Origin of the sequence: Sporosarcina koreensis (genome assembly GCF_042655825.1) — a bacterium.
Classification (GTDB): domain Bacteria; phylum Bacillota; class Bacilli; order Bacillales_A; family Planococcaceae; genus Sporosarcina; species Sporosarcina koreensis.
The window spans coordinates 152,363-176,530 of sequence record NZ_JBHSNP010000026.1; the positions used below are offsets into that span (position 1 = coordinate 152,363).

Sequence of the window (24,168 nt, forward strand, 5' to 3'; positions counted from 1 at the left end):
AAAGGTATCCGATTTGCAAACGGACGATTGGAAAGCGGGGTGTCGACTATGAATTCATACGACAAGACGATGAAATTCAACTTTCCTGAAGAATCGATGGAGCAAGAAGTGAAACAGGTCATGCTCCATGTGCACAAAGCACTGGAAGATAAGGGCTACAATCCCATCAACCAAATTGTCGGTTACCTCTTATCGGGCGACCCGGCTTATATTCCTCGCCATTATGAGGCGCGGAACCTTATCCGGAAATTGGAGAGGGATGAAATCCTCGAGGAATTGGTGAAGTTTTATATCCGTGAAAACGGAGGTAAGACGAATTGAGGGTAATGGGATTGGACGTCGGATCCAAAACGGTCGGTATAGCAATCAGTGATGCGCTTGGGTGGACAGCCCAAGGCATCGAAACGATTAAAATCGATGAAAATGCCGGCCAATTTGGCATGTCCAGAATTCAGGAACTCGTAAGCGAATATGCTGTCACCTCTTTCGTGGTCGGATATCCGAAGAACATGAATAACTCTGTCGGTCCGAGAGGGGAAGCGTCCGAAAAGTTCGCTGACATGTTGAAAGAGGCGTTTGGCCTTCCCGTGTTGCTTTGGGATGAGCGTTTAACGACGATGGCTGCAGAACGGATGCTGATCGAAGCTGATGTCAGCAGAAAGAAAAGGAAGACGGTCATCGATAAGATGGCGGCAGTCATGATACTTCAAGGGTATCTTGATTCAAAAAATAGATGAGGTGATTAACAATGGAACATGGACAAGAAACAATGACAGTTGTTGACGAGCACGGGGAAGAGCATGTATGTGAAGTGATCTTCACATTCGAGTCGGAGGATTTCGGAAAATCATACGTCCTTTATCATATTTTAGGCGAAGAAGAAGTGGGCGATGATGAAGAAGTGGAAATTCATGCTTCTGCTTTCATTCCTTCTGAAGACAACGAAGACGGCGAACTATTGCCGATCGAAACAGATGAGGAATGGGATATGATCGAAGAGATGTTGAACACTTTCCTTGCTGAAGACGAGGACGAAGAATAATCCATATGTGCACGGACGGAATGGTGCAGGCCATTCCGTCTTTTCACTGCCATGGACCTTTTTATAGATAGTAATTGTTCGGAATGAGGTGATGCTGGATGAATAATGGTTCGAAAAAGGATCGAATGTTCGAAAAAATGCTTGAGCAGAAAAAAGAAGTGAAGATCGTCAGGCGTATCGTGTTCGTTGTTGTGCTCGTTCTTATTATCGGCGGCCTGATCGGAGGGCGGGCGGTTTATAAATACATAAGCGGAGCTCTTCAACCGGTCGATCCGAACTCAGAAGAAGTGATTGAAGTGGAAATTCCAATCGGTTCGGGCTTGTCATCGATCTCTGAGATACTGGAGAAGAAAGGGCTTGTCAAAGACGCGAAGATCTTTAAATACTATGCAAAATTCAACAATGAATCTCAATTTCAAGCCGGTTCTTATGGTTTGACAAAGGCGATGACCTTAGATGAATTGATTGAAAGCTTGAAGACAGGAAAAGTATACAGAACTCCTGTATTCACGATGACAATTCCAGAAGGCTTGACGCTGGACCAGATCGCAAAAATTGTAGAAAAGCGTGCAGGCATCCCGGAAAAGGAATTTTTGAAGTATGTCAACGATGAACATACGATTGCGGATTTGATGGGAAGGTATCCGAACATCCTAACCGAAGAAATAGTAGCGGAGGATGTAAGGTATCCGTTGGAAGGGTACTTATTCCCGGCGACTTATCCATTTTTTGAAGAAAAACCGACAGTCGAGACGGTTGTGACAACAATGTTGGATGCAACATCAGATAATATCACCCCTTATTTCGCTTATTTGGAAAGTAAGGAAAAATCGGTCCATTGGCTGCTCACTTTCGCTAGTCTGCTTGAAAGGGAAGCGACTTCAAATACCGATCGCGAAACGATTGCAAGTGTCTTTTACAATCGGATGGATGAAGGTATGCCATTGCAGACGGATCCTACAGTGTTGTATGCATTAGGCGAACATAAGGATCGGGTACTTTTATCCGATTTGAAAGTAGAGGATCCGTATAACACATACGTCCATACAGGTCTCCCTCCTGGTCCGATTGCAAACGCCGGACGTTCTTCGATCGAAGCGGTTATAGATCCATCTGTCACAGACTATTTCTATTTCCTTGCCGATAAGAACGGGAAGAATTATTTTGCAAAGACGTATGAAGAGCATTTGCAACTTAAGAAAGAACATATATCGGGCGACTGATCCGATAAGAATGGATGTGCCTTGAATGAATGATTTTGAATCCTATATTTCAGATTTGCGGGAAGATGACAATCCGTTAATCCATGAAATGGAGGAATTCGCTTCAGAACACCGGATTCCGATCATGGATCGAAGCGGTATGGAAACATTCATCGGCCTGCTTCGAATCCAACGCCCGAAGCTTATACTTGAAATCGGAAGCGCAATAGGCTATTCTGCTATCCGGATGGTTTCTGCTTTGGAAGAAGCTTCAGTCGTCACGATTGAGCGGGATAAGGAACGGTTTGTATCCGCAGTGGAATATATTGGCCGGAGCGGCTTTGGAGACAGGATCAAGATCATTGAAGGAGATGCTCTTCTCCTGTCCGATGAATCGCTTCCTTCTTTGCGATATGATGCCCTTTTCATCGATGCTGCAAAAGGGCAGTATAAACGTTTTTTTGAGAAATACTCCGAACATGTGGCAGAAGGCGGCATCATTTATTGCGATAATATGTTCATGCATGGTGCGGTAATGCTTCCTGATGAAGAAGTGCCGAAACGGAATCGCACGATGATCCGGAACCTGAAGGAATTCACTTCATGGGTCATGAAGCATCCAGATTATGAAACATCACTGCTGCCTGTAGGCGATGGCATCCTGGTTGCTGTGAAAAAGAGGGACTAAGCAAGAGCCCTGTAGTTATGGGAGGAAAAGATATGGATAGGAAAAAACCTCTTGTCATCGGCATTGCCGGTGGTTCGGGATCAGGGAAGACAAGTGTCACGAACCGCATTTATGAAGTGTTCAAGGAACACTCGGTTGTTGTCATTGAACAGGATTTTTATTACAAGGATCAATCTCATCTTGAGTTTGAAGAAAGATTGCTGACGAACTACGATCACCCGCTGGCATTTGATACGGATCTTTTGATCGAACATATCGGAAGGCTGCTCAATCGGGAGCCGATTGAAAAGCCGGTTTATGATTATGCGCTCCATACAAGATCCGAACAGATCATCCCAATAGAACCGAAGGATGTCATCATCCTGGAAGGTATCCTTGTTTTGGAAGATGAAAGACTCAGGGATTTAATGGATATCAAACTCTTTGTCGATACGGACGCGGATTTGCGCATTATCAGACGACTTATGCGGGACATTAATGAGCGGGGCCGTACGATCGAATCGGTCATCGAACAATATCTGTCAGTTGTCCGTCCAATGCATAATCAGTTCATCGAACCGACAAAGCGCTATGCGGATATAATTATACCTGAAGGCGGTCATAACGAAGTTGCAGTCGATTTGATGGTCACGAAAATAAAAACAATTCTTGAATTTGGTACGAATTTGTAATATGATGAAGTCAGAATTCAATATAAATGAGACTATGTCGCATACCTCTAGCAGGAGCGGCATAGTGTTTTTATGAACAGGAATATGAGGAGTGTTGTATAATGGTATCAGAGAAAAAGTATCCGATGACTGCATCGGGTAAAAAGAAACTAGAAGAAGAACTTGAATTTCTTAAAACTGTAAAGCGCAAAGAAGTTGTCGAACGCATTAAAATTGCACGAAGCTATGGAGACCTATCGGAGAACTCGGAGTACGATTCTGCAAAAGAAGATCAGGCATTTGTGGAAGGCAAGATCTCTTCCTTGGAATCGATGATCCGCAACTCCGTCATCATTACAGAGGACGAAATGAATACCGATGAAGTACAACTCGGGAAAACGGTTACATTCAAAGAATTGCCTGACGGAGATGAAGAGACATACACAATTGTCGGCTCCGCTGAAGCGAACCCGATTGAAGGATTGATTTCCAACGATTCACCAATTGCAAAGGGCTTGATTGGCCGCAGTAAGGGCGATGAAGTGAAAATCTTGACTCCTGGTGGAGAAATGTCGGTCGTTATTGTTGAAATTAAGTGACCATAAATGGCCGCCTTCAAATGAGGGCGGCCATTACTCTTTAGCAAGATGATAGGGGGAAGGCAATATGAAAGGAAATGATCCTAGATACTCGCGTGTCAACCGTAAGAAAATGCGCAACCGCAGCAACCAGCTTTTAAATATTATGATTGGCCTGGTTGTCCTTTTGATCATCATTGTCGGCGCTTCGATCATTGTCGGCAATAATGGTGATGATGGGAAAGAGAGCGTTTCTGGACTAGAAGAGGCAGACAATGCCGGTTCTAAAGAAAACGAATCTCATAGTGAAGAGAATAATTCCGATCCTTCCGATGAGGGGAAAGAATCATCGGAATCCGGTAATGATAATGATAAAGGACAGTCCACTTCCGGAAGCGAAGGGACAGGCGGATCTGACAACAGCGATGAAGAGGCTAATGAAGATGAACCGGGCAAAGTCACCATCGTCCCGGACAATGACGATATCGTCATGGAAACTGTAATCGATACTGCGTGGCAACCGATAGGGACTAGCCAGACGGGGGTCCACGAATCGAAGTACGATGGTGTATCCGTTGATTGGAATGAGAAGAAAAAAGCCATTTCATATGCAACTGGCCATTCTGAAGAGGAATTGATCTTCTGGAAAATTAAAAATGGTGGAGGTCCCCAGAAATCAGTTGGAATCGCATCGACAAGAGATAAGTCAAAGAAATACCGAGTTTTTCTTGAATGGGTCGATGGAAAGGGTTGGCAGCCTGTGCAGATGGATATTTTGAATACATTGGATTTTGAATATTGAACAGAGGCCATGGACGCCTGACCAATAATCGGAGGGTTTACAAAGATGAAAATTGCAATCATTGGAGCAATGGAACAGGAAGTAGAAATATTAAGAGGGAAAATCGAAGAGCCAGCAATCGAAACGATTGCCGGCTGTGAATTCATTGAAGGCAGGATCGGACAACATGATGTCGTGCTTGTGAAAAGTGGGATTGGGAAAGTGAACGCCGCAATCGCAACATCATTGCTTATCCAGCTTTATAAGCCGGATGCAGTTCTTAATACGGGGTCAGCCGGCGGCTTTAAAGAATCGCTTGACGTTGGAACGGTCGTCATCTCAGACGAAGTAAGACATCATGATGTCGATGCAACTGCATTTGGCTATGAGATCGGACAGGTTCCTGGGATGCCGCCAGCGTATCCGGCGGATGAAGAGCTTATCCGTATTGCGAAAGAAGCGGTGGAGGAAGTCGGTGAGCACAAGCATGCAGTCGGATTGATCGCTTCCGGGGATGTGTTTATGAGCGATGCTGCTCGGGTCGATGTTGTAAAGGGGCAATTCCCTGAGATGATCGCGGCGGAAATGGAAGCTGCAGCTGTTGCGCAAGTGTGCCATCAGTTTGGAACGCCATTTGTCGTCATTCGTGCATTGTCCGATATTGCAGGAAAAGAATCGTCCCTCAGCTTTGATGAATTCCTTCCGCTAGCCGCAAAGCATTCTTCGGAAATTGTCATGCAAGCCATCTCGAAATTCTAAATTGGTTATGGTAAGATAATAGCAGATTACATAATGCTGTGAAGGAGGTAAAAAGGATGTTTTATCTAATGGCAGGTGTGTTTATAGTATCGACAGTCATTGCAGTCGTCATCGCTCGCGAGGTTAGTGCAGACTGAAAAGGCAAGCAGCACGGATAATGAAGATGAAGTGAAAAGAGGCGTTTCCTATCTCAGGGCCGTGGCCCCGCGTCAGGAAACGCCTTTTCATTTTTGCTGTGCATCTTTTCATTCATTATACTCATGCTTGAATAGCTGATACAGTTTGACTATGGCCCTTTTTTCGATGCGTGAGACATAGCTTCTTGAAATGTTAAGCTGCTGCGCGATTTCCTTCTGGGTCATCGGTTGGTCATCGAGAAGACCATACCTTCTTTGGATGATTTCCAGCTCTCTTCCGTCCAATTTGCCGAGATGGCGGTAAAGTCTTTCTTTTTGCTCCTTCTGTTGAACTGTATCGATCGGCGCTTCCTCGTCGGTCTGCAACAGATCTGCTATCTGAAGGGACTGTCCGTCCTTATCCGTTCCGATTGGATCGAAGAGTGATACATCCTTCTGCACTTTCTTTTGAGTGCGCAAGTACATGAGTATTTCATTTTCAATACAACGGGCCGCGTATGTCGCAAGCTTCGTCTTACGATCCAGTGTGAAACTGTTCACGGCTTTCATGAGCCCGATTGTGCCGATTGAAATATAATCGTCGAGTTGTTCGTGTTTTGGATGGAATTTTTTTACGACATGAGCGACAAGGCGCATATTCCTTTCAATGAGTTCATCTCTCGCACTTTCATCGCCTTCTGCCAATCGTTTCAAGCAATCAGCCTCTTCCGCTTTGGAAAGCGGTCGACGGAACGCCTGCCCCCTGATATAGCCGACCATAGCAGGGACTTCGACCCACAGTTGGACGAGTGCCATGACAAACCCGCTCATCGGTCCACCTCCTGTGTCGTTATATGACAGCATATGCGATGACTGCTTGTTTACATTCAGAATGCTTGTGAGTAAATCGAACAGATTTACTGCTTGGTACAATCCGTGCCAAAGGATGCCAATATGGTATAATCGGAATACAATTAGTGAAGTAACGGAGTGGTTGACTTGTATAATTATTTCTTGCCGGATGAATATGTAAAAGATATTTTTCAAATTTCACCTGAGGCATTAAAAGAAAAAGGCATCAAAGGGATTATCACCGATTTGGATAATACTTTGGTGGAGTGGGATCGTCCGGAAGCGACGCCTGAAATCATGGAATGGGTACGAATGATGCAGGAAGCCGGCCTCCAAGTGGCGATCCTTTCGAATAATAATCAAAGCCGGGTGGAATCATTCTGCGATCCGCTAGGCACACCATTCATTTGCGAGGCGAGAAAGCCACTCGCGAAAAATTTCAAAAAGGCTCTCGCGATGATGGGCTTGAAGAAGGAAGAGGCCGTCATGGTCGGCGATCAGCTCATGACAGATGTTCTGGGCGGTAACCGTTTCGGTCTCCATACGATTCTAGTCGTGCCTGTCGCAAGCTCAGACGGATTCGTGACGAAATTCAATAGGATGATCGAAAGAAGGATCATGGCGAAACTGAAACGCCAAGGACTGATTAAATGGGAGGAATAAGTTTGGAACGACTTACATGCATAGGTTGTGGAATTGAAATTCAAATAGAAGACCCGAAGAAGGAAGGATATGCACCTGCTGCTTCATTGGAGAAGGAGGAAGTCATATGCCGACGCTGCTTCCGGCTTCGGAATTACAATGAACTACAGCCTGTCTCGTTATCGGGAGACGACTTCCTAGCGATTTTGAATGGCATCGGGGAAAAAGAGGGGCTTGTTATCAAAGTCGTCGATATTTTCGATTTCAATGGCAGCTGGATCAACGGCTTGCAACGTTTCGTCGGGAATAAAGACATCCTTCTGATCGGGAACAAATCGGACATCCTTCCCAAATCCATCAATCGCAACCGGCTGATCAATTGGATGAAGACAGAGTCAGCGAAGCTTGGTTTGAAACCGATTGATGTATTGCTTATCTCCGCATACAAAGGGCATGGCATGGAAGAGGCATTGACAGCCATTGATAAATATAGAAAAGGCAAAGATGTCTATGTGGTCGGGTGTACGAATGTCGGAAAATCAACATTCATCAACCGGATCATTAAAAATGCGACCGGTATGGGTGAAGTGATCACGACTTCCCATTTTCCGGGGACGACACTTGACCTAGTAGAAATACCGCTTGACGACGGAAAGGCAATTTACGATACACCGGGCATTATTAACGACCATCAGATCGCCCACCATCTGGATGCGAAGGATTTGAAAGCAATCACGCCGAAAAAGGAATTGAAGCCGAAAGTATTCCAATTGAATGCAGAACAAACATTATTCATTGGAGGCCTTGCGCGATTCGATTTTCTGTCGGGTGATCGTTCATCCTTCACAATCCATGTTTCTAACGAAGTCCCGATCCATCGGACGAAACTTGAGAATGCAGATTCGTTATATGCAGCGCATCTCGGCGAAATGCTCTCCCCGCCAAGCGGTGATTCGCTTGAGAAGATGCCTCCGCTCGTAAGGCATGAATTCTCGATTAAAAAGCCGAAAATGGATCTGGTCATCTCGGGTTTGGGTTGGATCACTGTACAGCACCCGGGCGTGGTTGTAGCTGTACATGCACCGCGTGGAGTCGATGTAGTACTCCGTCCATCCCTTATTTAAGGAGGACTGTTTCATGAAAAAATGGTATGCAGTCATTGGTAACCCGATTGCGCAGTCGATGTCTCCGACCATGCATGACGCATGGTTTCGGGAGAACGGGATCGACGCAACTTATATACCGATACATGTCGATGCTGAGCGGCTTGGAGAAGCAGTTGCCAGCTTGAAAAGATTAGGTTGCAGCGGTTGGAATGTTACTGTGCCGCATAAGAGCGCAATCATTCCATACCTTGATGAAGTCGACGAGGTGGCAAGGCGTATGAACGCCGTTAATACGGTGAAAGTCCTTGAGGATGGTTCACTGTTCGGAACGAATACTGACGGACAGGGTTTTGTTCGCTCCTTGCAAGAGATCGGGGCTGCTCCAAATGAAGTTGAGGAGTTGCTCGTCATTGGAGCCGGCGGAGCGGCAGCAGGTATTTCTTATGCACTTGAGGCTGCTCGTTTCGGCAGAATTTCCATTACGAACCGTACCCTTGAAAAAGCTGAACAAATGGCGGAGGCATTTCCGGGAAGTCATGCTCTTTCATTGAAAGAAGCACAAATGGCAATCGATAAATTCGATTTGATCGTTCAGACTACTTCGGTCGGAATGAACTTCGCTCAAAGCGGAATGCCGCTAGATCCGACTGGAATTTCTGAAGGTGCTGTTATCGCGGATATCATCTACAATCCGCTCGAAACCGAATTTCTCCGCCGCGCCCAGGAGGCAGGCGGGAAGACGATGAACGGGGTCGGAATGTTTGTCCATCAAGGGGCTTTGGCCTTTGAGCTGTGGACGGGCGTCTACCCGGATACGAAGAAAATGATTCAATCAATTACAACTGAACTTGGAGGAAAATAAATGTTATCAGGTAAACAGAAAAGTTATTTACGCAGTGAGGCTCATCATCTTCAACCGATTTTTCAAATCGGGAAAGGCGGTCTGACTGAGCCAATCATTAAACAAATCGAAGAAGCACTTGAAGCCCGCGAATTGATCAAAGTGAGCATTCTTCAAAATTGTGAAGAAGATAAGACGGAAATTGCGGAAAGACTGCAAGGCGAAGGTATTGATGTCGTTCAAGTGATCGGGAAAATCCTTGTGCTTTATAAAGAGTCGAAGGAGAAAAAGCGGTTCGTTTTACCGTAAGGAGGAAGCCATGAAAAAAGTCGGTCTATTGGGCGGAACTTTCAATCCCCCTCATATCGGTCATCTGATCATGGCGAATGAAGTGAAGCATGCATTGCGACTTGATGAAGTGCGGCTCATGCCCACTTCGATCCCTCCCCATAAAGCGGATCCGTCAGATGCAACACCGCAGCAGCGATTGCAGATGGTGGAACTTGCAGTCTCAGGAATCCCTGGATTGACCGCTTCTTCGTTTGAAGTTGACCGTGGTGGTGTCTCCTATACGTTTGATACGATGAATGCATTGATTGAACAGGAACCGGAGATTGAATTTCACTTTATCATCGGCGGCGATATGATCGACATGCTGCATAAATGGTATAAAATCGATGAACTGATGAAAATTGTGACGTTTGTCGGAGTAGGCAGGCCGGGTACTGTAGGGGAAACGCAATATCCGATTACGATGGTTCAAATCCCTGAAATTGACCTGTCTTCGACATTGATCCGTAACCGGATAGAGACTGGCGGCACAATCCAATTCCTAGTTCCGGATAACATCGGAACATTTATCCGACAGGAGGGGCTTTATGGAACCCGGGGTCTTGAAAAATGAACTTGAAAAAAGATTGCCGAGAAAACGTTATGAACATGTACTGAGAGTCACGGAAACGGCAAAGGAATTGGCTGCACGTTTCGGTGTCCCGACAGACAAAGCGGAACAGGCGGCATTGTTCCATGATATTGCGAAATTCATGGAGCCTTCCGATATGCGCATAATGATTGAAGAGAATGACGAAGACAGAAGGCTTCTTACATTCCATCATGAACTTTGGCATGCCGCTGCTGGACGCATTATCGCGGAGAAGGAGTTCGGCGTGAAGGATCCGGATATCTTAAACGCCATCCGTTATCATACGACGGGCAGGGCAGGCATGTCAGTCCTCGAAAAACTCATTTATATTGCCGATCTAATTGAGCCGGGAAGGAGTTTTCCGGGCATCGAAGAACTGCGCAAAACCGCCGACTTGAAAATTGACGAGGCGATGAAAGCTTGCATAGCCCATTCAGTCCTTTACCTAATCGAAAGGCGTGCAGCCGTTTTTCCAGACTCCATTGAATGTTATAATGAACACGTGCAAAGAATATGAACGAGCCAACTATGAAAGGAAACGTGAAAATATGCCAACAATACTTGAAACAGCTTATAATGCGGTAGATGATAAGAAGGGGCAGGACATTGTCGTATTGAATATGGAAGGTGTTTCATTAATTGCCGACCAATTCATCATCTGTCACGCAAATTCAGAACGTCAAGTGCAAGCAATTGCACGGGAAGTTGCCGATAAGGCGGCGGAAAATGAATTTGAAGTGAAAAGGGTGGAAGGGCTTGAAAACGGTAGATGGGTACTCGTCGATCTGGGCGATGTAGTTGTCCATGTTTTCCATAAGGACGAACGCGGCTATTATAACTTGGAGAAGTTATGGGGAGACGCTCCATTGCTGAATATGGACAATGGGCAGTAAGGGTTCCTATACGGGTTTTGCCTACATTTACGATGAATTGATGACCGATATCCCTTACGATGCATATGTGGATTTGATTTCCATTGCGGCAGACGGGATAACAGGAAAGAAAATCATCGATGTTGGGTGTGGCACAGGTTTGCTTTCCGTCAAGTTAGCAAAAGCAGGGGCAGCTGTAACTGGAGTCGATCTATCAAGGGACATGCTCGATATTGCGAAAAAACGTGCGAATGATCTTTCTTTGGAAATCGAATTTCAGGAAAAGCCCATGCAGGAAATTGAGGGTGATGAGCAATTTGACGCCGCAGTCATTGCCATCGACTCATTGAACTACTTACCCGACCGGGAAAGTGTGCTGAACACGTTCAATGGAATCCATTCGGTCTTAAAGAACGGTGGAGTGCTTATTTTCGACGTGCATTCCACTTTTAAGACTGATGTAATTTTCATGGAAGGCCCCTTCACTTTTGATAATGAACGAATCGCCTACATCTGGCATACGGAAGAAGGCGATGAGGAACATTCCGTCCTCTCGGAACTTAGCTTCTTCGTCAAAGAGGAAAGCGGCCTCTATCGCCGATTTGATGAAAGACATCAACAACGGACATTCAATGTTTTTGAGTATGTGGATTTGTTGCGGGAAGCCGGTTTTACGATTGAACGCATATTTGCAGATTGGGAAGATGAGCCTCCGCACGAAGAAAGTGAAAGAATATTTTATCAAGTGCGTAAATGAATCTTCCATTTTAACGAGTAATCATATATAGTGGGATATGACTCCATATGGATGCCTCATAGAAAGGGTGGGTAAGCTGTTTCTATCGATCGTATCCGGAAAATGGCGTAAGATTATCACCCCTATCGCAGCAATCGCTGTACTTTCCGCGATTCTGTTCTTTCCCCGAGGACAGGCCGGCAGTCAACCGACAGTCGCAAGCGGACAATCCCCAATCATTGATGTTTTACAGGAGCAGCAAGACGAAAAGCAGAAAGATGAAGAGAAGCCGATTGAAAGTATTGAGGCAGCCCCGATGACAATCATGGTCGATATCCAAGGCGCTGTGAAGTACCCGGGCGTCTATTCACTGCTGGAAGGAGATCGTCTTATCGACGCCATTCACGCGGCTGGCGGCTATTTGGTGGACGCAGATTCCCGAATGCTGAATCATGCGATGAAGCTTCCCGATGAATTTTTCATTTACGTTCCAAGGGAAGGCGAAGAAGTCGATATTTCCGTGCCGTCCGTTTCATTTCACCCCCAACAAGGGGGAGATGTGAAGGACGCCGGAAAAGTGAATATCAATACTGCTGATGCACAGGAGCTTATGACAATACCGGGAATCGGGCCGTCAAAAGCTGCAGCCATCATTCAATATCGTGAAGAGCATGGACCATTCCCTGCTCCCGACGCCATCATGGAAGTGTCGGGAATCGGACCAAAGACATTTGAAAAGCTTGAGTCTTTCATAACGGCAAAATAATTGACACTGTTTGGAGGCATACATATGGAGCGGATTACATGGGATCAGTTTTTCATGGCGCAATGCCATTTGCTTGCGGTCAGAAGTACTTGCACAAGATTGACAGTCGGGGCAACGATTGTCAGGGACAACAGAATCATTGCTGGAGGCTATAACGGCTCCATTTCGGGCGGGGACCATTGCATCGATCACGGGTGCTATGTCGTCGGAAATCATTGCGTCCGTACAATTCATGCCGAGATGAACGCATTGCTCCAGTGTGCTAAATACGGTAGCCCTGTAGAAGGGTCTTCGTTGTATGTAACTCATTTTCCTTGTTTGCAATGTTCGAAAGCGATCATCCAATCCGGGATAAAGACCGTCAATTATGCATCGGATTATAAGAACGATGAATACGCGATCGAGCTCTTCAGACAATCCGGAGTCGAAATCAGGCATATCCCTTTCGATGAAAGGAAAGTCGATTTCGCAAAAGAAGGGAAAATGCAGCTCATCAATGACCTGCTTGCTGAAATGGAATCATTAGGCGCGCCGACAGAAGAACTTCTTCCATTCAAAAGAAGGGTGGATGACTTATTCGGCAATTGATCGGCGAAGTCCGACTTATTTATATTTGCATGCCGGTTGCCGTATCCGCTTTTGCTGCATACGGTCCGGCCCAAATTTTATTCCTCAATCTATTCCTTATCCCCATATTTCTCCGAAGAAAAGAAGCTGTCACACCAATCCTTGCAATCGTGGCAGCAGTATTCTCCTATTTTTTCATTTCAATGCATATACCCGGGCTTAAAGAAAGCGGCCAACCAACCACCCTGAACCTGACGTGGACAGACCAGGTCAAAATCGACGGCGGCAAAATGAAAGGCTTTGCGAAGACTGATTCAGGCGAAGTCGTCTATGCTCTGCTGAAATTCGAAAATGAAGCACAAAAACTGCAATTCCAAAACTTGCACATCCCTACCTATCGTTTCACTTTGGAAGGGGCTTTTCAGGACCTGCCAACCCCGGCACATAAATATTCCTTCAGTATGGGACGTTACTTGAAAATGAATGGTGCGGTAGGCATGTTCGAATCCGACAGATTGATAGGTTATGAAATAAATTCTGGGGTGCAGACAATATTATCCCGACATAGATGGAGAGTAAAGCACCACATCCAGGCTGCCTTTCCGGAATCGCTAGCAACAGAGGCCCAAGCGTTGCTTATCGGGGATCGGAGCAGCATGGATGAAGAAGTGGCAGCCAGATACAGGACACTTGGTATAACCCATCTGTTTGCAATCTCAGGTCTTCATGTCGGACTGTTGACGTTTCTATTTCGGAGCCTTCTTATTAGATTGTCGATCAGGGTCGAGACGATTGATAATTTACTGATCACCCTGTTGCCGATATATGCAGTGATGGCGGGAGGCGCGCCGTCCGTTTGGCGAGCTGTGTCCGTGACAATATTGATTCTGCTGACTGCGACCGGTCGATTCAGAATGAGGATGGATGATGCCCTTGCCATGAGTGCAGCCGGCTTTATCCTTTGGCAGCCGTTTGTCGTATTTCAGCCAGGATTTCAATTATCCTATTTGGCGGCATTCTCATTGATTTACTCGACGAGGATCCTGTCGCGTCATGCTTCTGCATACAAAGTATCTTTTCTCGTTACCGCCATAACTCAATTGGCGTTGTATCCCGTCCTTTTATTTCATTTCTATGAACTGTCCTTGTCGTCGTTCATTGTGAACCTTTTCTATGTTCCCCTTTACTCTTTTATCATCTTACCGATGAATATCCTTTTGCTGATTTTGACCTATTTAACTCCTTCAATTGCCGATATCATTTTTCTGATTTATAGTCCGCTTAGAGGATGGGTAGAAGCCTTTACAGAACACTTGGCTTCATTGCCATACCAAGTATGGGTGCCCGGACGGCCGGGAACGGTTTCATCGGCACTTGCCGTAGCCGGTACACTTATGTTCCTGATTGCGCTTGAAAGGGGATTAAAAGCGTTGCATGCCGTGCTTTTTGGCATCGTTCCTGCCATCTTTATTCATATCGTCCCCTATGCAGATTCCAGCTTGAGAGTGACGTATCTTGATGTAGGCCAAGGGGATTCCATCGTTATCGAACTTCCGCACAGGCGAGGAGTGTATGTAATTGATACGGGAGGAACAATCAACTTTGGAGAGCCTAATTGGCGCACGCCTGAAAAAGCATTTGAAGTTGGAAGAAGTATCGTCGTGCCTTTCTTGAAGGGGAGAGGCATTACGAAGATCGATAAATTGATGTTAACCCATGCAGACAGCGATCATATGGAAGGGGCAGATGAAGTACTGGAAGAAATTCGGGTTGGTGAAATCCATATTACACCTGGCAGTGAGAAAGAGAAAACAATGGAAGATGTAATGCGGCTAGCTTCAGAAAAGGGGATTCCGATATTTGCAATGACTGAGGGGGCGGCTTGGTCGGACAAGTCCTCCGAGTTTTATTATATGGCTCCCTCCAAAGGGGCATATAAAGGGAATGATAGCTCCCTTGTGCTATTCATGACAACCGAAGGGCCGACGTTCCTGTTCACTGGTGATTTGGAGGTTGAAGGGGAGAGGAGACTGATTAGAAGATATGGTGACTTGCCGTGGAAGAATTTGATCCTCAAAGCCGGTCATCATGGCAGCCATACGTCCAGCTCAGATGAATTCATACGGGCATTGCAACCGGAATTGACGATTTTTTCATATGGCAAGGATAATCGGTATGGACATCCGCATGCAGAAGTGGTGGCGACATTCAAAAAATATGGACTGAAGACGATGGCTACGGCAAAGCATGGCTCCATCACAATTTCCGTAAGAAGTGACGGGAGCTATACCATTTTGACAAGTGAAAATGAAAAGACGGCCTTGTCCATTCCACTTGGGGAATGAACAAGCCGCCTTTCAGGAGTACTATTAGTGCGCGACGAAGTCTACGATTGTAGCAATAACGAAAATTGCAGAAAAAGCAACGAAAGCTACAATGAAACCGACACCGGAGTCGATTAAATCATTGCGTTTAGACTGTACGTCATGTTCGAACTCATTCATTGCTACACCTCCTAATTCCTATTTAGTATAGATGATAATGAAAAAAAAATCTATATGAAACGATTTATTATGCCGGGTTTATGACAATCGACACAAATTGTTCATAGACATGATTCGGTAATGTATAATGGGACAAGGTAAGTGACTGGAGGGATTCAATTGGTCAATGCGATATGGAAAAACATAAATGAAGGAAAAATAGAACCTGTTTATTTATTGACAGGCATTGAGCAGCATTTGATTGACACAACCGTAAAAAGGCTATTGAAAGCGATGCCCGATATCGATGATAGCTCAGTAATTCGTTTTGACTTGGAGGAAACGCCGATTGAAGCCGTTCTTGAAGAGGCGGACACACTGCCCTTTTTGGAAGACAGAAAATTGATCATCGCCAATAATGCGTCATTCCTGAAAGCATCCGATAAAACGAAAGAGAAAGTCGTACATAATATTGCATTACTGGAGTCTTGGCTTAGCAATCCATCACCGACAGCAACTGTCGTTTTTTTAGCCCCTTATGAAAAACTGGACGGACGGAAAAAAATCGTGAAGGTGATGCAGCAAAGAGCAATCGTTGTAGAGGCAATGCCGCTCACAGGCAAGGATTTGACGACATGGATCCAAAACGAAGCAGGAACAAACGGCATCAAAATCAGTCCCGAAATTGCCCAAGTTCTCGTGGATATGGCCGGTGATAGCCTTTTAACACTTTCGAACGAAATCGCCAAAATCGGCATGTATATGAATGGAAGTGGCGAAGTCACAAGAGAGATCGTGGAAAAGCTCGTTCCCCGCTTACCGGAAATGGATGTCTTCCGTCTGACGGACGCATACATGACCGGGAATGTGAAACGAACGATATCGATTTACCATGACCTGCTTCGAAATGGGGAAGAACCCATCATGCTGACATCCCTCATCGCGGGACAGATCCGCTTAATGATCCACGTGACATCATTAGTGAAAAAAGGATACCAACAACAGCAAATCGCAAAAACACTAAATGTCCACCCGTACCGGGTCAAGCTGATCATGGACAATCGAAGCATCCCTAAAATGGAGAGGCTTCTTCTTATTTTGCAAAAACTTGCCCATATTGATCACCAATTGAAGTCGACAAGCGGAAAAAGGGAAAGGGTACTAGAAATCTTCTTCATGGAACCGCTAAGGGCGTAATAGAAAAGGCTGTCCACTTTGTCGATGAACGACAAAAGGGACAGCCTGTTTTTCTTATAGAGCTTTTTTCGTAAGACGTGCTTTTTGACGAGCAGCTGTATTTTTGTGGATAAGACCTTTACGAGCAGCTGTGTCCAGTTTTTTGACTGCGTCTTTCAAAAGTTCAGAAGCGTTCTCTTCTTTATTGATGAGCGCAGTGTCAGCTTTACGTACAGCAGTACGCATTGCAGCTTTGTATTGAGAGTTTTGCTCATTCGCTGCCGCACTTTGTTTAACGCGCTTGATTGCACCTTTGATGTTTGGCATTCCATTCACCTCCAATTTCAGGTAAGGCAAGAGTGTTTCCATAATAGATTTCGGATATCTCTTTACAACATTAACATTTTAGCAAAAACCTAGCCGGAGCGCAATAAAAATATGCAAAGAATATTTCCTTGACACAACGTGCAAACTGCATGTTGAGGTGATGACAATGGATAAATACGATTTTTACCGAACGGACCTCCTCGTTGAGAACGAGGAAATGGTGCGCCATCGGACAGAACAAGAAAAGCAGAAATTAAAGGATTCCGAAGGCATACAATTTGATGAACAGCGCCAAGGAAGGGTCATCTTAACATCGGTCAAAATCAATGACGAAGGGGAAAAGAAAATCGGCAAGAAAAAGGGCACCTACTTAACGCTGACAAACCCTACATTGACACATACCGACCGTGAAGGCCTTCAAGAAATGGCGGAAATGCTCAAATCAAAGCTTACCGAGCTGACATCCGGCATACAGAATTTGAAAACAGGGAAAATCCTATTTGTCGGATTAGGAAACCGCGAAGTTACGCCTGATGCTGTCGGCCCCCTTACAATGGATCGACTGAAAGAGATTGTCCCGATCTATTATTCGGACGGCGGCAGCGAAATATACGTCTATGCGCCTGGAGTGACAATCCAGACAGGACTTGAGACGGCTGACTTTGTCAAAGCGCTTGTCCACGAAATTAAACCGGATCTTTTGATTGTCATCGATGCGCTCGCCGCACGGGACAGTTCAAGATTATGCAAAACGATTCAAATGACCGACACGGGCATTCATCCGGGCTCGGGAGTGGGGAATAGCCGTAAAGAGTTATCAAAAGAGACGTTAGGCATTCCGGTGATCGCAATCGGCATTCCGACAGTTGTGGACGGCCCCGTATTGATAGCGGATGCCATCAATACGCTGTTCTCGTATATCGCTTCCAAAATCGAAGAGGAAAGCCATCCTTCATCCAGGCTGTCAGTGGGAAATTGGCTGCATACGCCAAATAAGGATGCGGACAGGACAAAGTTAATTCCGATCTTTGGAGATTGGACCTCATGGCCGCATGAGGAAAGGGTACAGTTATTTGAGGAGGTATTGTCGAACCACGATTTGAATACATTCATATCGCCAAAAGAGATCGACTCCTGGGCAGCCCTTTATGCAGAAATATTAACCGACTCCATCAGTGATTGGATCGAGGATATCAAAACAAGTCATTGACATCTTCTTCAGCGCATATAGTTGAAGACGGGGGGATGTCGCATGAAGAAAAATCTGCAAATATGGACTGCAATCGTATTCGTTCTTTTCCTTTTCCCGGTAATCATCCAATTCATACCGGAGGAATCAAAAATCTCAAACTCGAAAATCGTCAAAGAAAACGCACTGATCGTTTACGCCTCGAATATTGTCGAAGAAGAGAAGCCGGAACCCGAACCTGAACCCGAAGTCATTGAGGTGCAAGACGCGACTGCCGGGAAAGTATTGCTTTATAACACGCACTCAACAGAAGCATATCGACCGATCACGAAAGCTGTAGATGGAAAAATTGCTGTTGATCAACACCAGACCGAAAATGTAGTGAAGATGAGCGATAAACTTAAAAGTCTACTTGAAATCAACGGTGTAGAAACAGACATGCTGAAAAAGCAAGTGCCCTATACACGTGCTTATAAGGATATCAGACCATTCGTCCAGAAGCAGTTAGCTGAAAATGAATATGATTTAATCATTGATATCCATCGTGATTCAGCCGGACCAGATGCGACGACGATTACACATGAAGGGGAACGTTACGCGAAAGTCGCATTTGTACTAGGGCAAAACAACCCTTCTTATAAAAAGAATGAAGCGATTGCAAACAGATTCAAATCAGAGATGGAAAAAAGAATTCCTGGCATTATGAGAAATGTCATATCAAAAGGCGGGGCAGGTGTCGATGGGAAGTATAATCAGGACCTTCACCCAAACCTCGTTCTTATGGAACTTGGTGGGGTTGGAAACTCCGAGGAAGAGTTGAACAGAACGCTAATCGTTATCTCTGAAGTGATTGTAGAAATGTTGGCAAATGATGAAAGTGAAAAGAAATAAATAAAGTTATGGCTCCCGGGACTGTCCCTGGGGCTTTTTTATATTGGAAGTACCACCAATCTTTATCAATACGCCGTCATCTGTTAGACTTGATAAGTCAAAAGAATGCTTTCATTATTTACTTTGCGGGAATAAGAAAATGTAACATGTTTATCAGTTATTTGCTATAATGCAAATAGCTTATATAGGAGTGAACTAACAGATGAATCATGATGAAAGATTGGCACGTCAAAAAAACATTAGAAACTTCTCTATCATTGCCCATATCGATCACGGGAAATCGACGTTGGCCGATCGTCTTTTGGAAAAGACTGAAACGGTAAGCTCGCGTGAAATGAAATCACAGACATTGGATTCAATGGATTTGGAACGCGAACGTGGAATTACAATCAAATTGAACGCGGTGCAATTATCATACACAGCGAAAAATGGCGAAGAGTATACGTTCCACTTGATTGATACTCCGGGGCACGTCGACTTTACGTACGAAGTGTCACGAAGCCTTGCTGCATGTGAAGGGGCGCTGCTTGTTGTTGACGCAGCCCAAGGAATTGAAGCGCAAACATTGGCAAACGTCTATTTGGCGCTGGACAACGATCTGGAAATCTTGCCTGTTATCAATAAAATCGATTTGCCGGCAGCAGATCCGGATAAAGTGAAACAGGAAATTGAAGATGTCATCGGCTTGGATGCCTCCGAGGCAGTCCATGCATCTGCGAAAGCCGGCATCGGCATCGAAGAGATCCTTGAACAGATTGTCGAGAAAGTGCCCGCGCCTACGGGAGATCCGGAAGCGCCGTTGAAAGCATTGATTTTCGACTCGCATTATGATCAATATAAAGGTGTCATCGTCAATATTCGAATTGTCGAAGGGACAGTTAAACCGGGCGATAAAATCCGCATGATGGCAACCGGAAAAGAGTTCGAAGTCATCGAGACGGGAGTGTTCACACCGAACATATCCATGCGCGATGAACTATCGGTTGGAGATGTCGGCTTCCTTTCCGCGGCGATTAAAAACGTCGGGGATACAAGGGTCGGGGACACGATTACGAATGCGAAGAACCCAGCGAGCGAACCGTTGCCGGGTTACCGTAGATTAAATCCGATGGTGTTCTGTGGACTTTACCCGATCGACTCCTCCAAATATGTCGATTTGCGTGAAGCGCTTGAGAAGCTTGAGTTGAACGACTCCGCCTTGGAATATGAAGCAGAGACTTCCCAGGCGCTCGGCTTCGGATATCGATGTGGGTTCCTTGGCTTGCTCCATATGGAAATCATCCAGGAGCGGATTGAAAGGGAATTCAAAATCGATTTGATCACAACAGCACCGAGCGTTATTTACAATGTCGTCACGACGGACGGGAAAGAATTGAAGGTCGACAACCCTTCCATGATGCCGGACGCACAAAAAATCGACCACGTCGAAGAACCATATGTAAAAGCATCGATCATGGTGCCAAACGAATACGTCGGTTCTGTAATGGAATTATGTCAGCAAAAACGAGGCAACTTCAAAACGATGGATTACTTGGACGCTTCGCGGGTCAATATCATATACGAATTGCCTCTTGCAGAAATCGTCTACGACTTTTTCGACCAGTTAAAATCAGGGACGAAAGGATACGCGTCTTTCGATTATGAACTGATCGGCTATAAAACATCGAAACTTGTCAAAATGGACATCCTGTTGAACGGAGAACAAGTCGACGCACTAAGCTTCATCGTTCACCGCGACTTCAGCTACGAGCGGGGCAAGGCGATAGTTGAAAAACTGAAGAATCTTATTCCGCGTCAACAGTTCGAAGTGCCTGTCCAAGCCGCAATCGGTCAAAAGATCGTTGCACGGTCGACAATCAAATCAATCGGTAAAAACGTTCTTGCCAAATGTTACGGAGGAGACATCTCCCGTAAACGTAAATTGCTTGAGAAGCAAAAAGAAGGGAAGAAGCGGATGAAGCAAGTCGGATCCGTCGAAGTCCCACAAGAAGCGTTCATGGCTGTCTTGAAAATGGATGAGGATTAACATTATCGAAAGGAGTCCGTTTCGGGCTCCTTTTTGCACTGAAAAGAAAGGGGACAACACAAAATGCGAGGCATGTATATTCATATTCCTTTCTGCCACCAGATTTGCTTTTACTGCGATTTCAATAAAGTTTTCTTTAAAAACCAGCCAGTAGATGAGTATATCGAATCGATCGGAAACGAACTTGCCATCATGGAGAAAGATGGCCATTCTTTCCAAGGGCTGGAAACAGTCTTCCTCGGAGGGGGGACGCCTACTTCATTATCAGAAAAACAATTGGACCGATTGCTTGAAATCATCCATCAATATGTCGATGTCCGTTCATTGAGGGAATTTTCAACGGAAGCAAATCCTGATGAGTTGACCTGTGGAAAACTATCCGTCCTTAAAAACGGCGGCGTTGGCCGGTTGAGCATCGGCGTCCAGTCTTTCGACGAACAACTATTGAAAAGGATCGGAAGGACGCACAGTGCGGAAACTCCGACAAAAGTCATCCGGGACGCACGCGAAATCGGCTTCGAAAACATAAGCATCGACCTTATCTATGGATTGCCGGAGCAGTCCGTCCAACAATGGAAGGATACGCTCGATAAAGCACTGTCATTGGAACTGCCCCATTACTCCGGATACTCCCTGATCGTCGAGCCGAAAACCGTCTTTTATAACTTGATGAATAAAGGGAAGCTGCCGTTGCCTGGAGAGGATATTGAGGCGGAGATGTTTTCCATGCTTATCGACCGCATGGCTGAAGCAGGAAGACAGCAATATGAAATCAGTAATTTTGCGCTGCCTGGGTATGAATCGATCCATAATCTCATTTACTGGGATAATGATGAGTACGCAGGCATCGGAGCCGGCGCACATGGATACTTGAAAGGTCGCAGATACGCGAATTACGGCCCTTTAAAAAAATACATGGAATCAATGGAAACTGGAATGCGTCCTGTCATGGAAGAGCATGATGTGACAGCTGCCGAAGCAATGGAAGAGGAAATGTTTTTAGGGCTGCGGAAAATGGAAGGAGTGTCTCTCCGTTCATTCGAATCGAAATTCGGCAAACCCTTGAAGGTAGTCTATGGAGAAGTGCTAGAAGAGCTGAACGGAAAAGGACTGATTTCCGAATCTGAGGGTAGTATAAAATTGACAGGAAAAGGCGTTTTCAGAGGGAATGAAGTGTTCCAGCAATTTCTCAAATGACCAGGGGTTAATTCATTGACACTGACAATTCGATTTGTTAAATTATGAGTAGTATTAGCACTCATTCTTAAAGAGTGCTAACAGGAGTGATGATTATGTTGACAAACAGACAATTGCTTATTTTGCAACTGACGGTTAACGATTTCATCGAATCCGCCCAACCTGTCGGATCAAGGCAGTTATCTAAAAAACCGGAAGCCCCATACAGTCCCGCGACCATTCGAAATGACATGGCTGATTTGGAGGAATTGGGTTATCTCGAAAAGACCCATACTTCATCAGGCAGAGTCCCTTCCGAAAAAGGGTACCGTTTCTATGTCGATCATTTATTGACACCCGAAAAGCTGACATTGGCGGACAGCATGCAAATACGTTCCATTTTTCAGGATCGGGTAATAGAGACAGAGGAACTGATAAGGAATTCCGCAAAAATCATATCCGAATTGACGAACTACACGTCCATACTTTTAGGTCCGGACATGTCCATGCATTCAGTGAAACGTTTTTCCATCGTGCCTCTGGATGATACGAAAGCGGTTGCCATCATCGTGACCGATAATGGACATGTGGAAAATAGGGTGTTCGACGTACCGCAAGGCATGCTTGCTTCGGATATTGAAAAGATGGTCAATATTTTAAATGAAAGGCTTGTCGGGACTCCGTTGAGCTTCCTGCAGAACAAGCTTGCCCATGAGACGAAAACGGTTTTTGAACAGCATGTGCATCATGCCGGAGAACTGTTCGCCTCTTTTCAAAGGGCCATGACAATCAAACCTGAAGAACGTCTGTATTTCGGCGGCAAAATGAATATGATGAAACAGCCGGAATTCAATGATCTTCAGAAAATGAAAATGTTTTTCGAGTTGATGGAAAACGGTGCTCCGGCAATGACGTTTTTCCAGGATGACTCAAAGGGCATCCATGTACGGATCGGTTCGGAAAACAAACATAATGCAATGGAAGACTGCAGTGTAATCACTGCGAATTACTCTGCCGGCGAAAATATGGCTGGCTCCATAGCGATCATCGGACCGAAACGGATGGATTACGGAAGGGTGATTACGATGCTTGACATTATAAGTGATAATTTATCACAAGCCTTATCGAAAATGACCATCGGAATGGATAGGAGGAACGACTAGTGACAGATAAAAAAGAAGCAGTGCAGGAAACCGCAACTGAAGAATTGGAAGCAGCAGCGGTCGAGGAAGTTGCAGCCGATCAACAAGCAACTAACGAAGAGGACGACGTCTCAGAAGTCGTTGCTGAAGAGATAGACGAGAAGGATCAGAAAATCAGTGAGCTGGAGTCCAAATTGCAAGAGGAGGAAAACAAGCTTCTGCGCGTCCTTGCAGATTTTGAAAATGCCAAAAGAAGGAACGCACTCGATCAGGAAGCACTGGTCAAGTACAAAGCGCAAAGCTTAATGACATCTATTTTGCCTGTATTGGACAATTTCGAACGTGCACTTGCGGTTGAAGTTAAAGCGGAAGAGGCTCAATCGATCATGACAGGAATGGATATGATTTATCGTAACCTTGTCGAGGCGCTAAAAGGCGATGGCCTTGTAGAAATCGAGGCATTGGACAAGGAATTCGATCCGAATTTCCATCAGGCTGTCATGACGGGAAATGATCCTGATAAGTCATCGGGCATCGTGCTTGATGAGCTTCAAAAAGGGTATATGTTGAAAGATCGTGTACTTCGTCCCTCCATGGTCAAAGTAAACGAATGAATGTAGATAAGTGAAGATGCATTA

Annotated in this window: 30 protein-coding genes; 27 read left to right on the forward strand and 3 right to left on the reverse strand. The window is 45.3% G+C overall.

The features are described 5' to 3' along the window. The first annotated feature begins 48 nt into the window (after nt 1–48). From ACFPTP_RS12330 to mtnN, 9 genes are all read left to right on the forward strand, one after another. A complete protein-coding gene (locus ACFPTP_RS12330; RefSeq protein ID WP_060206092.1) occupies nt 49–321 on the forward strand; it encodes an IreB family regulatory phosphoprotein in 273 nt (90 codons plus the stop codon). Further along, nucleotides 318–737: a Holliday junction resolvase RuvX gene (gene ruvX / locus ACFPTP_RS12335; protein WP_381445310.1), complete on the forward strand. Its 420-nt coding sequence runs from the start codon at nt 318–320 to the stop codon at nt 735–737. The genes ACFPTP_RS12330 and ruvX overlap by 4 nt, the downstream gene beginning before the upstream one ends. A gap of 11 nt (nt 738–748) precedes the next feature. Further along, nucleotides 749–1,042 (forward strand): DUF1292 domain-containing protein, encoded by a 294-nt coding sequence (locus tag ACFPTP_RS12340; protein ID WP_381445312.1) that lies wholly within the window; start codon nt 749–751, stop codon nt 1,040–1,042. A 98-nt stretch (nt 1,043–1,140) separates the two neighbouring features. Next, the gene (gene mltG / locus ACFPTP_RS12345) at nt 1,141–2,265 is read left to right on the forward strand and encodes an endolytic transglycosylase MltG (RefSeq protein ID WP_381445314.1); all 1,125 of its coding nucleotides are present in this window, start codon (nt 1,141–1,143) and stop codon (nt 2,263–2,265) included. 25 nt (nt 2,266–2,290) lie between these two features. Beyond that, nucleotides 2,291–2,932, forward strand: coding sequence for an O-methyltransferase (locus ACFPTP_RS12350; RefSeq protein ID WP_381445316.1), 642 nt, complete (start codon nt 2,291–2,293; stop codon nt 2,930–2,932). A gap of 32 nt (nt 2,933–2,964) precedes the next feature. Continuing rightward, the gene (gene udk / locus ACFPTP_RS12355; RefSeq protein ID WP_381445318.1) at nt 2,965–3,603 is read left to right on the forward strand and encodes a uridine kinase; all 639 of its coding nucleotides are present in this window, start codon (nt 2,965–2,967) and stop codon (nt 3,601–3,603) included. Between the two features lie 101 nt (nt 3,604–3,704). Beyond that, a complete protein-coding gene (gene greA / locus ACFPTP_RS12360) occupies nt 3,705–4,181 on the forward strand; it encodes a transcription elongation factor GreA (protein WP_381445320.1) in 477 nt (158 codons plus the stop codon). A gap of 67 nt (nt 4,182–4,248) precedes the next feature. Continuing rightward, nucleotides 4,249–4,962: a YrrS family protein gene (locus ACFPTP_RS12365; RefSeq protein ID WP_381445322.1), complete on the forward strand. Its 714-nt coding sequence runs from the start codon at nt 4,249–4,251 to the stop codon at nt 4,960–4,962. A 45-nt stretch (nt 4,963–5,007) separates the two neighbouring features. Then, nucleotides 5,008–5,700 carry a 5'-methylthioadenosine/S-adenosylhomocysteine nucleosidase gene (mtnN, locus tag ACFPTP_RS12370; RefSeq protein WP_381445324.1) on the forward strand — a complete coding sequence of 231 codons (693 nt, stop codon included), beginning with the start codon at nt 5,008–5,010 and terminating at the stop codon, nt 5,698–5,700. 245 nt (nt 5,701–5,945) lie between these two features. Here mtnN and sigK read toward each other — a convergent pair whose 3' ends face one another. Continuing rightward, nucleotides 5,946–6,647, reverse strand: a complete 702-nt coding sequence (gene sigK, locus ACFPTP_RS12375; RefSeq protein WP_060206077.1) for an RNA polymerase sporulation sigma factor SigK — start codon at nt 6,645–6,647, stop codon at nt 5,946–5,948. 168 nt (nt 6,648–6,815) lie between these two features. Between sigK and ACFPTP_RS12380 the strand changes: the two genes are divergently transcribed. The 11 genes from ACFPTP_RS12380 to ACFPTP_RS12430 all read left to right on the forward strand — a co-directional run bounded on the left by ACFPTP_RS12380 (nt 6,816) and on the right by ACFPTP_RS12430 (nt 15,465). Next, the gene (locus ACFPTP_RS12380) at nt 6,816–7,331 is read left to right on the forward strand and encodes a YqeG family HAD IIIA-type phosphatase (RefSeq protein ID WP_381445327.1); all 516 of its coding nucleotides are present in this window, start codon (nt 6,816–6,818) and stop codon (nt 7,329–7,331) included. Next, nucleotides 7,319–8,434 (forward strand): ribosome biogenesis GTPase YqeH, encoded by a 1,116-nt coding sequence (yqeH, locus tag ACFPTP_RS12385; protein WP_381445329.1) that lies wholly within the window; start codon nt 7,319–7,321, stop codon nt 8,432–8,434. The genes ACFPTP_RS12380 and yqeH overlap by 13 nt, the downstream gene beginning before the upstream one ends. Nucleotides 8,435–8,447: 13 nt before the next feature. Next, complete coding sequence (aroE, locus tag ACFPTP_RS12390) at nt 8,448–9,278, forward strand: shikimate dehydrogenase (protein ID WP_381445331.1); 831 nt, start codon at nt 8,448–8,450, stop codon at nt 9,276–9,278. Next, the gene (gene yhbY / locus ACFPTP_RS12395) at nt 9,279–9,566 is read left to right on the forward strand and encodes a ribosome assembly RNA-binding protein YhbY (protein ID WP_381445333.1); all 288 of its coding nucleotides are present in this window, start codon (nt 9,279–9,281) and stop codon (nt 9,564–9,566) included. Between the two features lie 10 nt (nt 9,567–9,576). Further along, nucleotides 9,577–10,161: a nicotinate-nucleotide adenylyltransferase gene (locus ACFPTP_RS12400; protein WP_381445335.1), complete on the forward strand. Its 585-nt coding sequence runs from the start codon at nt 9,577–9,579 to the stop codon at nt 10,159–10,161. Further along, nucleotides 10,136–10,696 carry a bis(5'-nucleosyl)-tetraphosphatase (symmetrical) YqeK gene (yqeK, locus tag ACFPTP_RS12405; protein ID WP_381445337.1) on the forward strand — a complete coding sequence of 187 codons (561 nt, stop codon included), beginning with the start codon at nt 10,136–10,138 and terminating at the stop codon, nt 10,694–10,696. The genes ACFPTP_RS12400 and yqeK overlap by 26 nt, the downstream gene beginning before the upstream one ends. A 31-nt stretch (nt 10,697–10,727) precedes the next feature. Further along, complete coding sequence (rsfS, locus tag ACFPTP_RS12410; RefSeq protein WP_381445339.1) at nt 10,728–11,072, forward strand: ribosome silencing factor; 345 nt, start codon at nt 10,728–10,730, stop codon at nt 11,070–11,072. Then, nucleotides 11,062–11,808, forward strand: coding sequence for a class I SAM-dependent DNA methyltransferase (locus tag ACFPTP_RS12415; RefSeq protein WP_381445341.1), 747 nt, complete (start codon nt 11,062–11,064; stop codon nt 11,806–11,808). The genes rsfS and ACFPTP_RS12415 overlap by 11 nt, the downstream gene beginning before the upstream one ends. Before the next feature lie 67 nt (nt 11,809–11,875). Continuing rightward, on the forward strand, nt 11,876–12,553 hold the full coding sequence (locus ACFPTP_RS12420) for a helix-hairpin-helix domain-containing protein (protein WP_381445343.1): 678 nt from the start codon (nt 11,876–11,878) through the stop codon (nt 12,551–12,553). Between the two features lie 24 nt (nt 12,554–12,577). Beyond that, a complete protein-coding gene (locus ACFPTP_RS12425) occupies nt 12,578–13,141 on the forward strand; it encodes a ComE operon protein 2 (protein ID WP_381445345.1) in 564 nt (187 codons plus the stop codon). After that, on the forward strand, nt 13,138–15,465 hold the full coding sequence (locus tag ACFPTP_RS12430; protein WP_381445347.1) for a DNA internalization-related competence protein ComEC/Rec2: 2,328 nt from the start codon (nt 13,138–13,140) through the stop codon (nt 15,463–15,465). The genes ACFPTP_RS12425 and ACFPTP_RS12430 overlap by 4 nt, the downstream gene beginning before the upstream one ends. A gap of 24 nt (nt 15,466–15,489) precedes the next feature. Here the strand turns inward: ACFPTP_RS12430 and ACFPTP_RS12435 are convergent, their stop codons facing one another. Beyond that, on the reverse strand, nt 15,490–15,624 hold the full coding sequence (locus ACFPTP_RS12435) for a YqzM family protein (protein WP_251624632.1): 135 nt from the start codon (nt 15,622–15,624) through the stop codon (nt 15,490–15,492). Nucleotides 15,625–15,783: 159 nt separating this feature from the next. Here ACFPTP_RS12435 and holA point away from each other — a divergent pair, with 159 nt between their 5' ends. Then, nucleotides 15,784–16,800 carry a DNA polymerase III subunit delta gene (holA, locus tag ACFPTP_RS12440; protein WP_381445349.1) on the forward strand — a complete coding sequence of 339 codons (1,017 nt, stop codon included), beginning with the start codon at nt 15,784–15,786 and terminating at the stop codon, nt 16,798–16,800. A gap of 54 nt (nt 16,801–16,854) precedes the next feature. Here the strand turns inward: holA and rpsT are convergent, their stop codons facing one another. Further along, entirely contained in the window at nt 16,855–17,106 is a 252-nt protein-coding gene (rpsT, locus tag ACFPTP_RS12445; RefSeq protein ID WP_060210413.1) for a 30S ribosomal protein S20, read from the reverse strand. 166 nt (nt 17,107–17,272) lie between these two features. Between rpsT and gpr the strand changes: the two genes are divergently transcribed. The 6 genes from gpr to grpE all read left to right on the forward strand — a co-directional run bounded on the left by gpr (nt 17,273) and on the right by grpE (nt 24,144). Beyond that, complete coding sequence (gene gpr, locus ACFPTP_RS12450) at nt 17,273–18,316, forward strand: GPR endopeptidase (protein ID WP_381445352.1); 1,044 nt, start codon at nt 17,273–17,275, stop codon at nt 18,314–18,316. A 42-nt stretch (nt 18,317–18,358) separates the two neighbouring features. Further along, complete coding sequence (gene spoIIP / locus ACFPTP_RS12455; protein WP_381445354.1) at nt 18,359–19,186, forward strand: stage II sporulation protein P; 828 nt, start codon at nt 18,359–18,361, stop codon at nt 19,184–19,186. Nucleotides 19,187–19,388: 202 nt separating this feature from the next. Beyond that, nucleotides 19,389–21,212, forward strand: a complete 1,824-nt coding sequence (lepA, locus tag ACFPTP_RS12460) for a translation elongation factor 4 (protein ID WP_381445356.1) — start codon at nt 19,389–19,391, stop codon at nt 21,210–21,212. 63 nt (nt 21,213–21,275) lie between these two features. Then, the gene (hemW, locus tag ACFPTP_RS12465) at nt 21,276–22,409 is read left to right on the forward strand and encodes a radical SAM family heme chaperone HemW (RefSeq protein WP_381445358.1); all 1,134 of its coding nucleotides are present in this window, start codon (nt 21,276–21,278) and stop codon (nt 22,407–22,409) included. Between the two features lie 95 nt (nt 22,410–22,504). Further along, nucleotides 22,505–23,551, forward strand: a complete 1,047-nt coding sequence (gene hrcA, locus ACFPTP_RS12470) for a heat-inducible transcriptional repressor HrcA (RefSeq protein ID WP_381445360.1) — start codon at nt 22,505–22,507, stop codon at nt 23,549–23,551. Beyond that, nucleotides 23,551–24,144 carry a nucleotide exchange factor GrpE gene (gene grpE / locus ACFPTP_RS12475; RefSeq protein WP_381445362.1) on the forward strand — a complete coding sequence of 198 codons (594 nt, stop codon included), beginning with the start codon at nt 23,551–23,553 and terminating at the stop codon, nt 24,142–24,144. Before hrcA ends, grpE begins: the two co-directional genes overlap by 1 nt. The last annotated feature ends 24 nt before the right edge of the window (nt 24,145–24,168 follow it).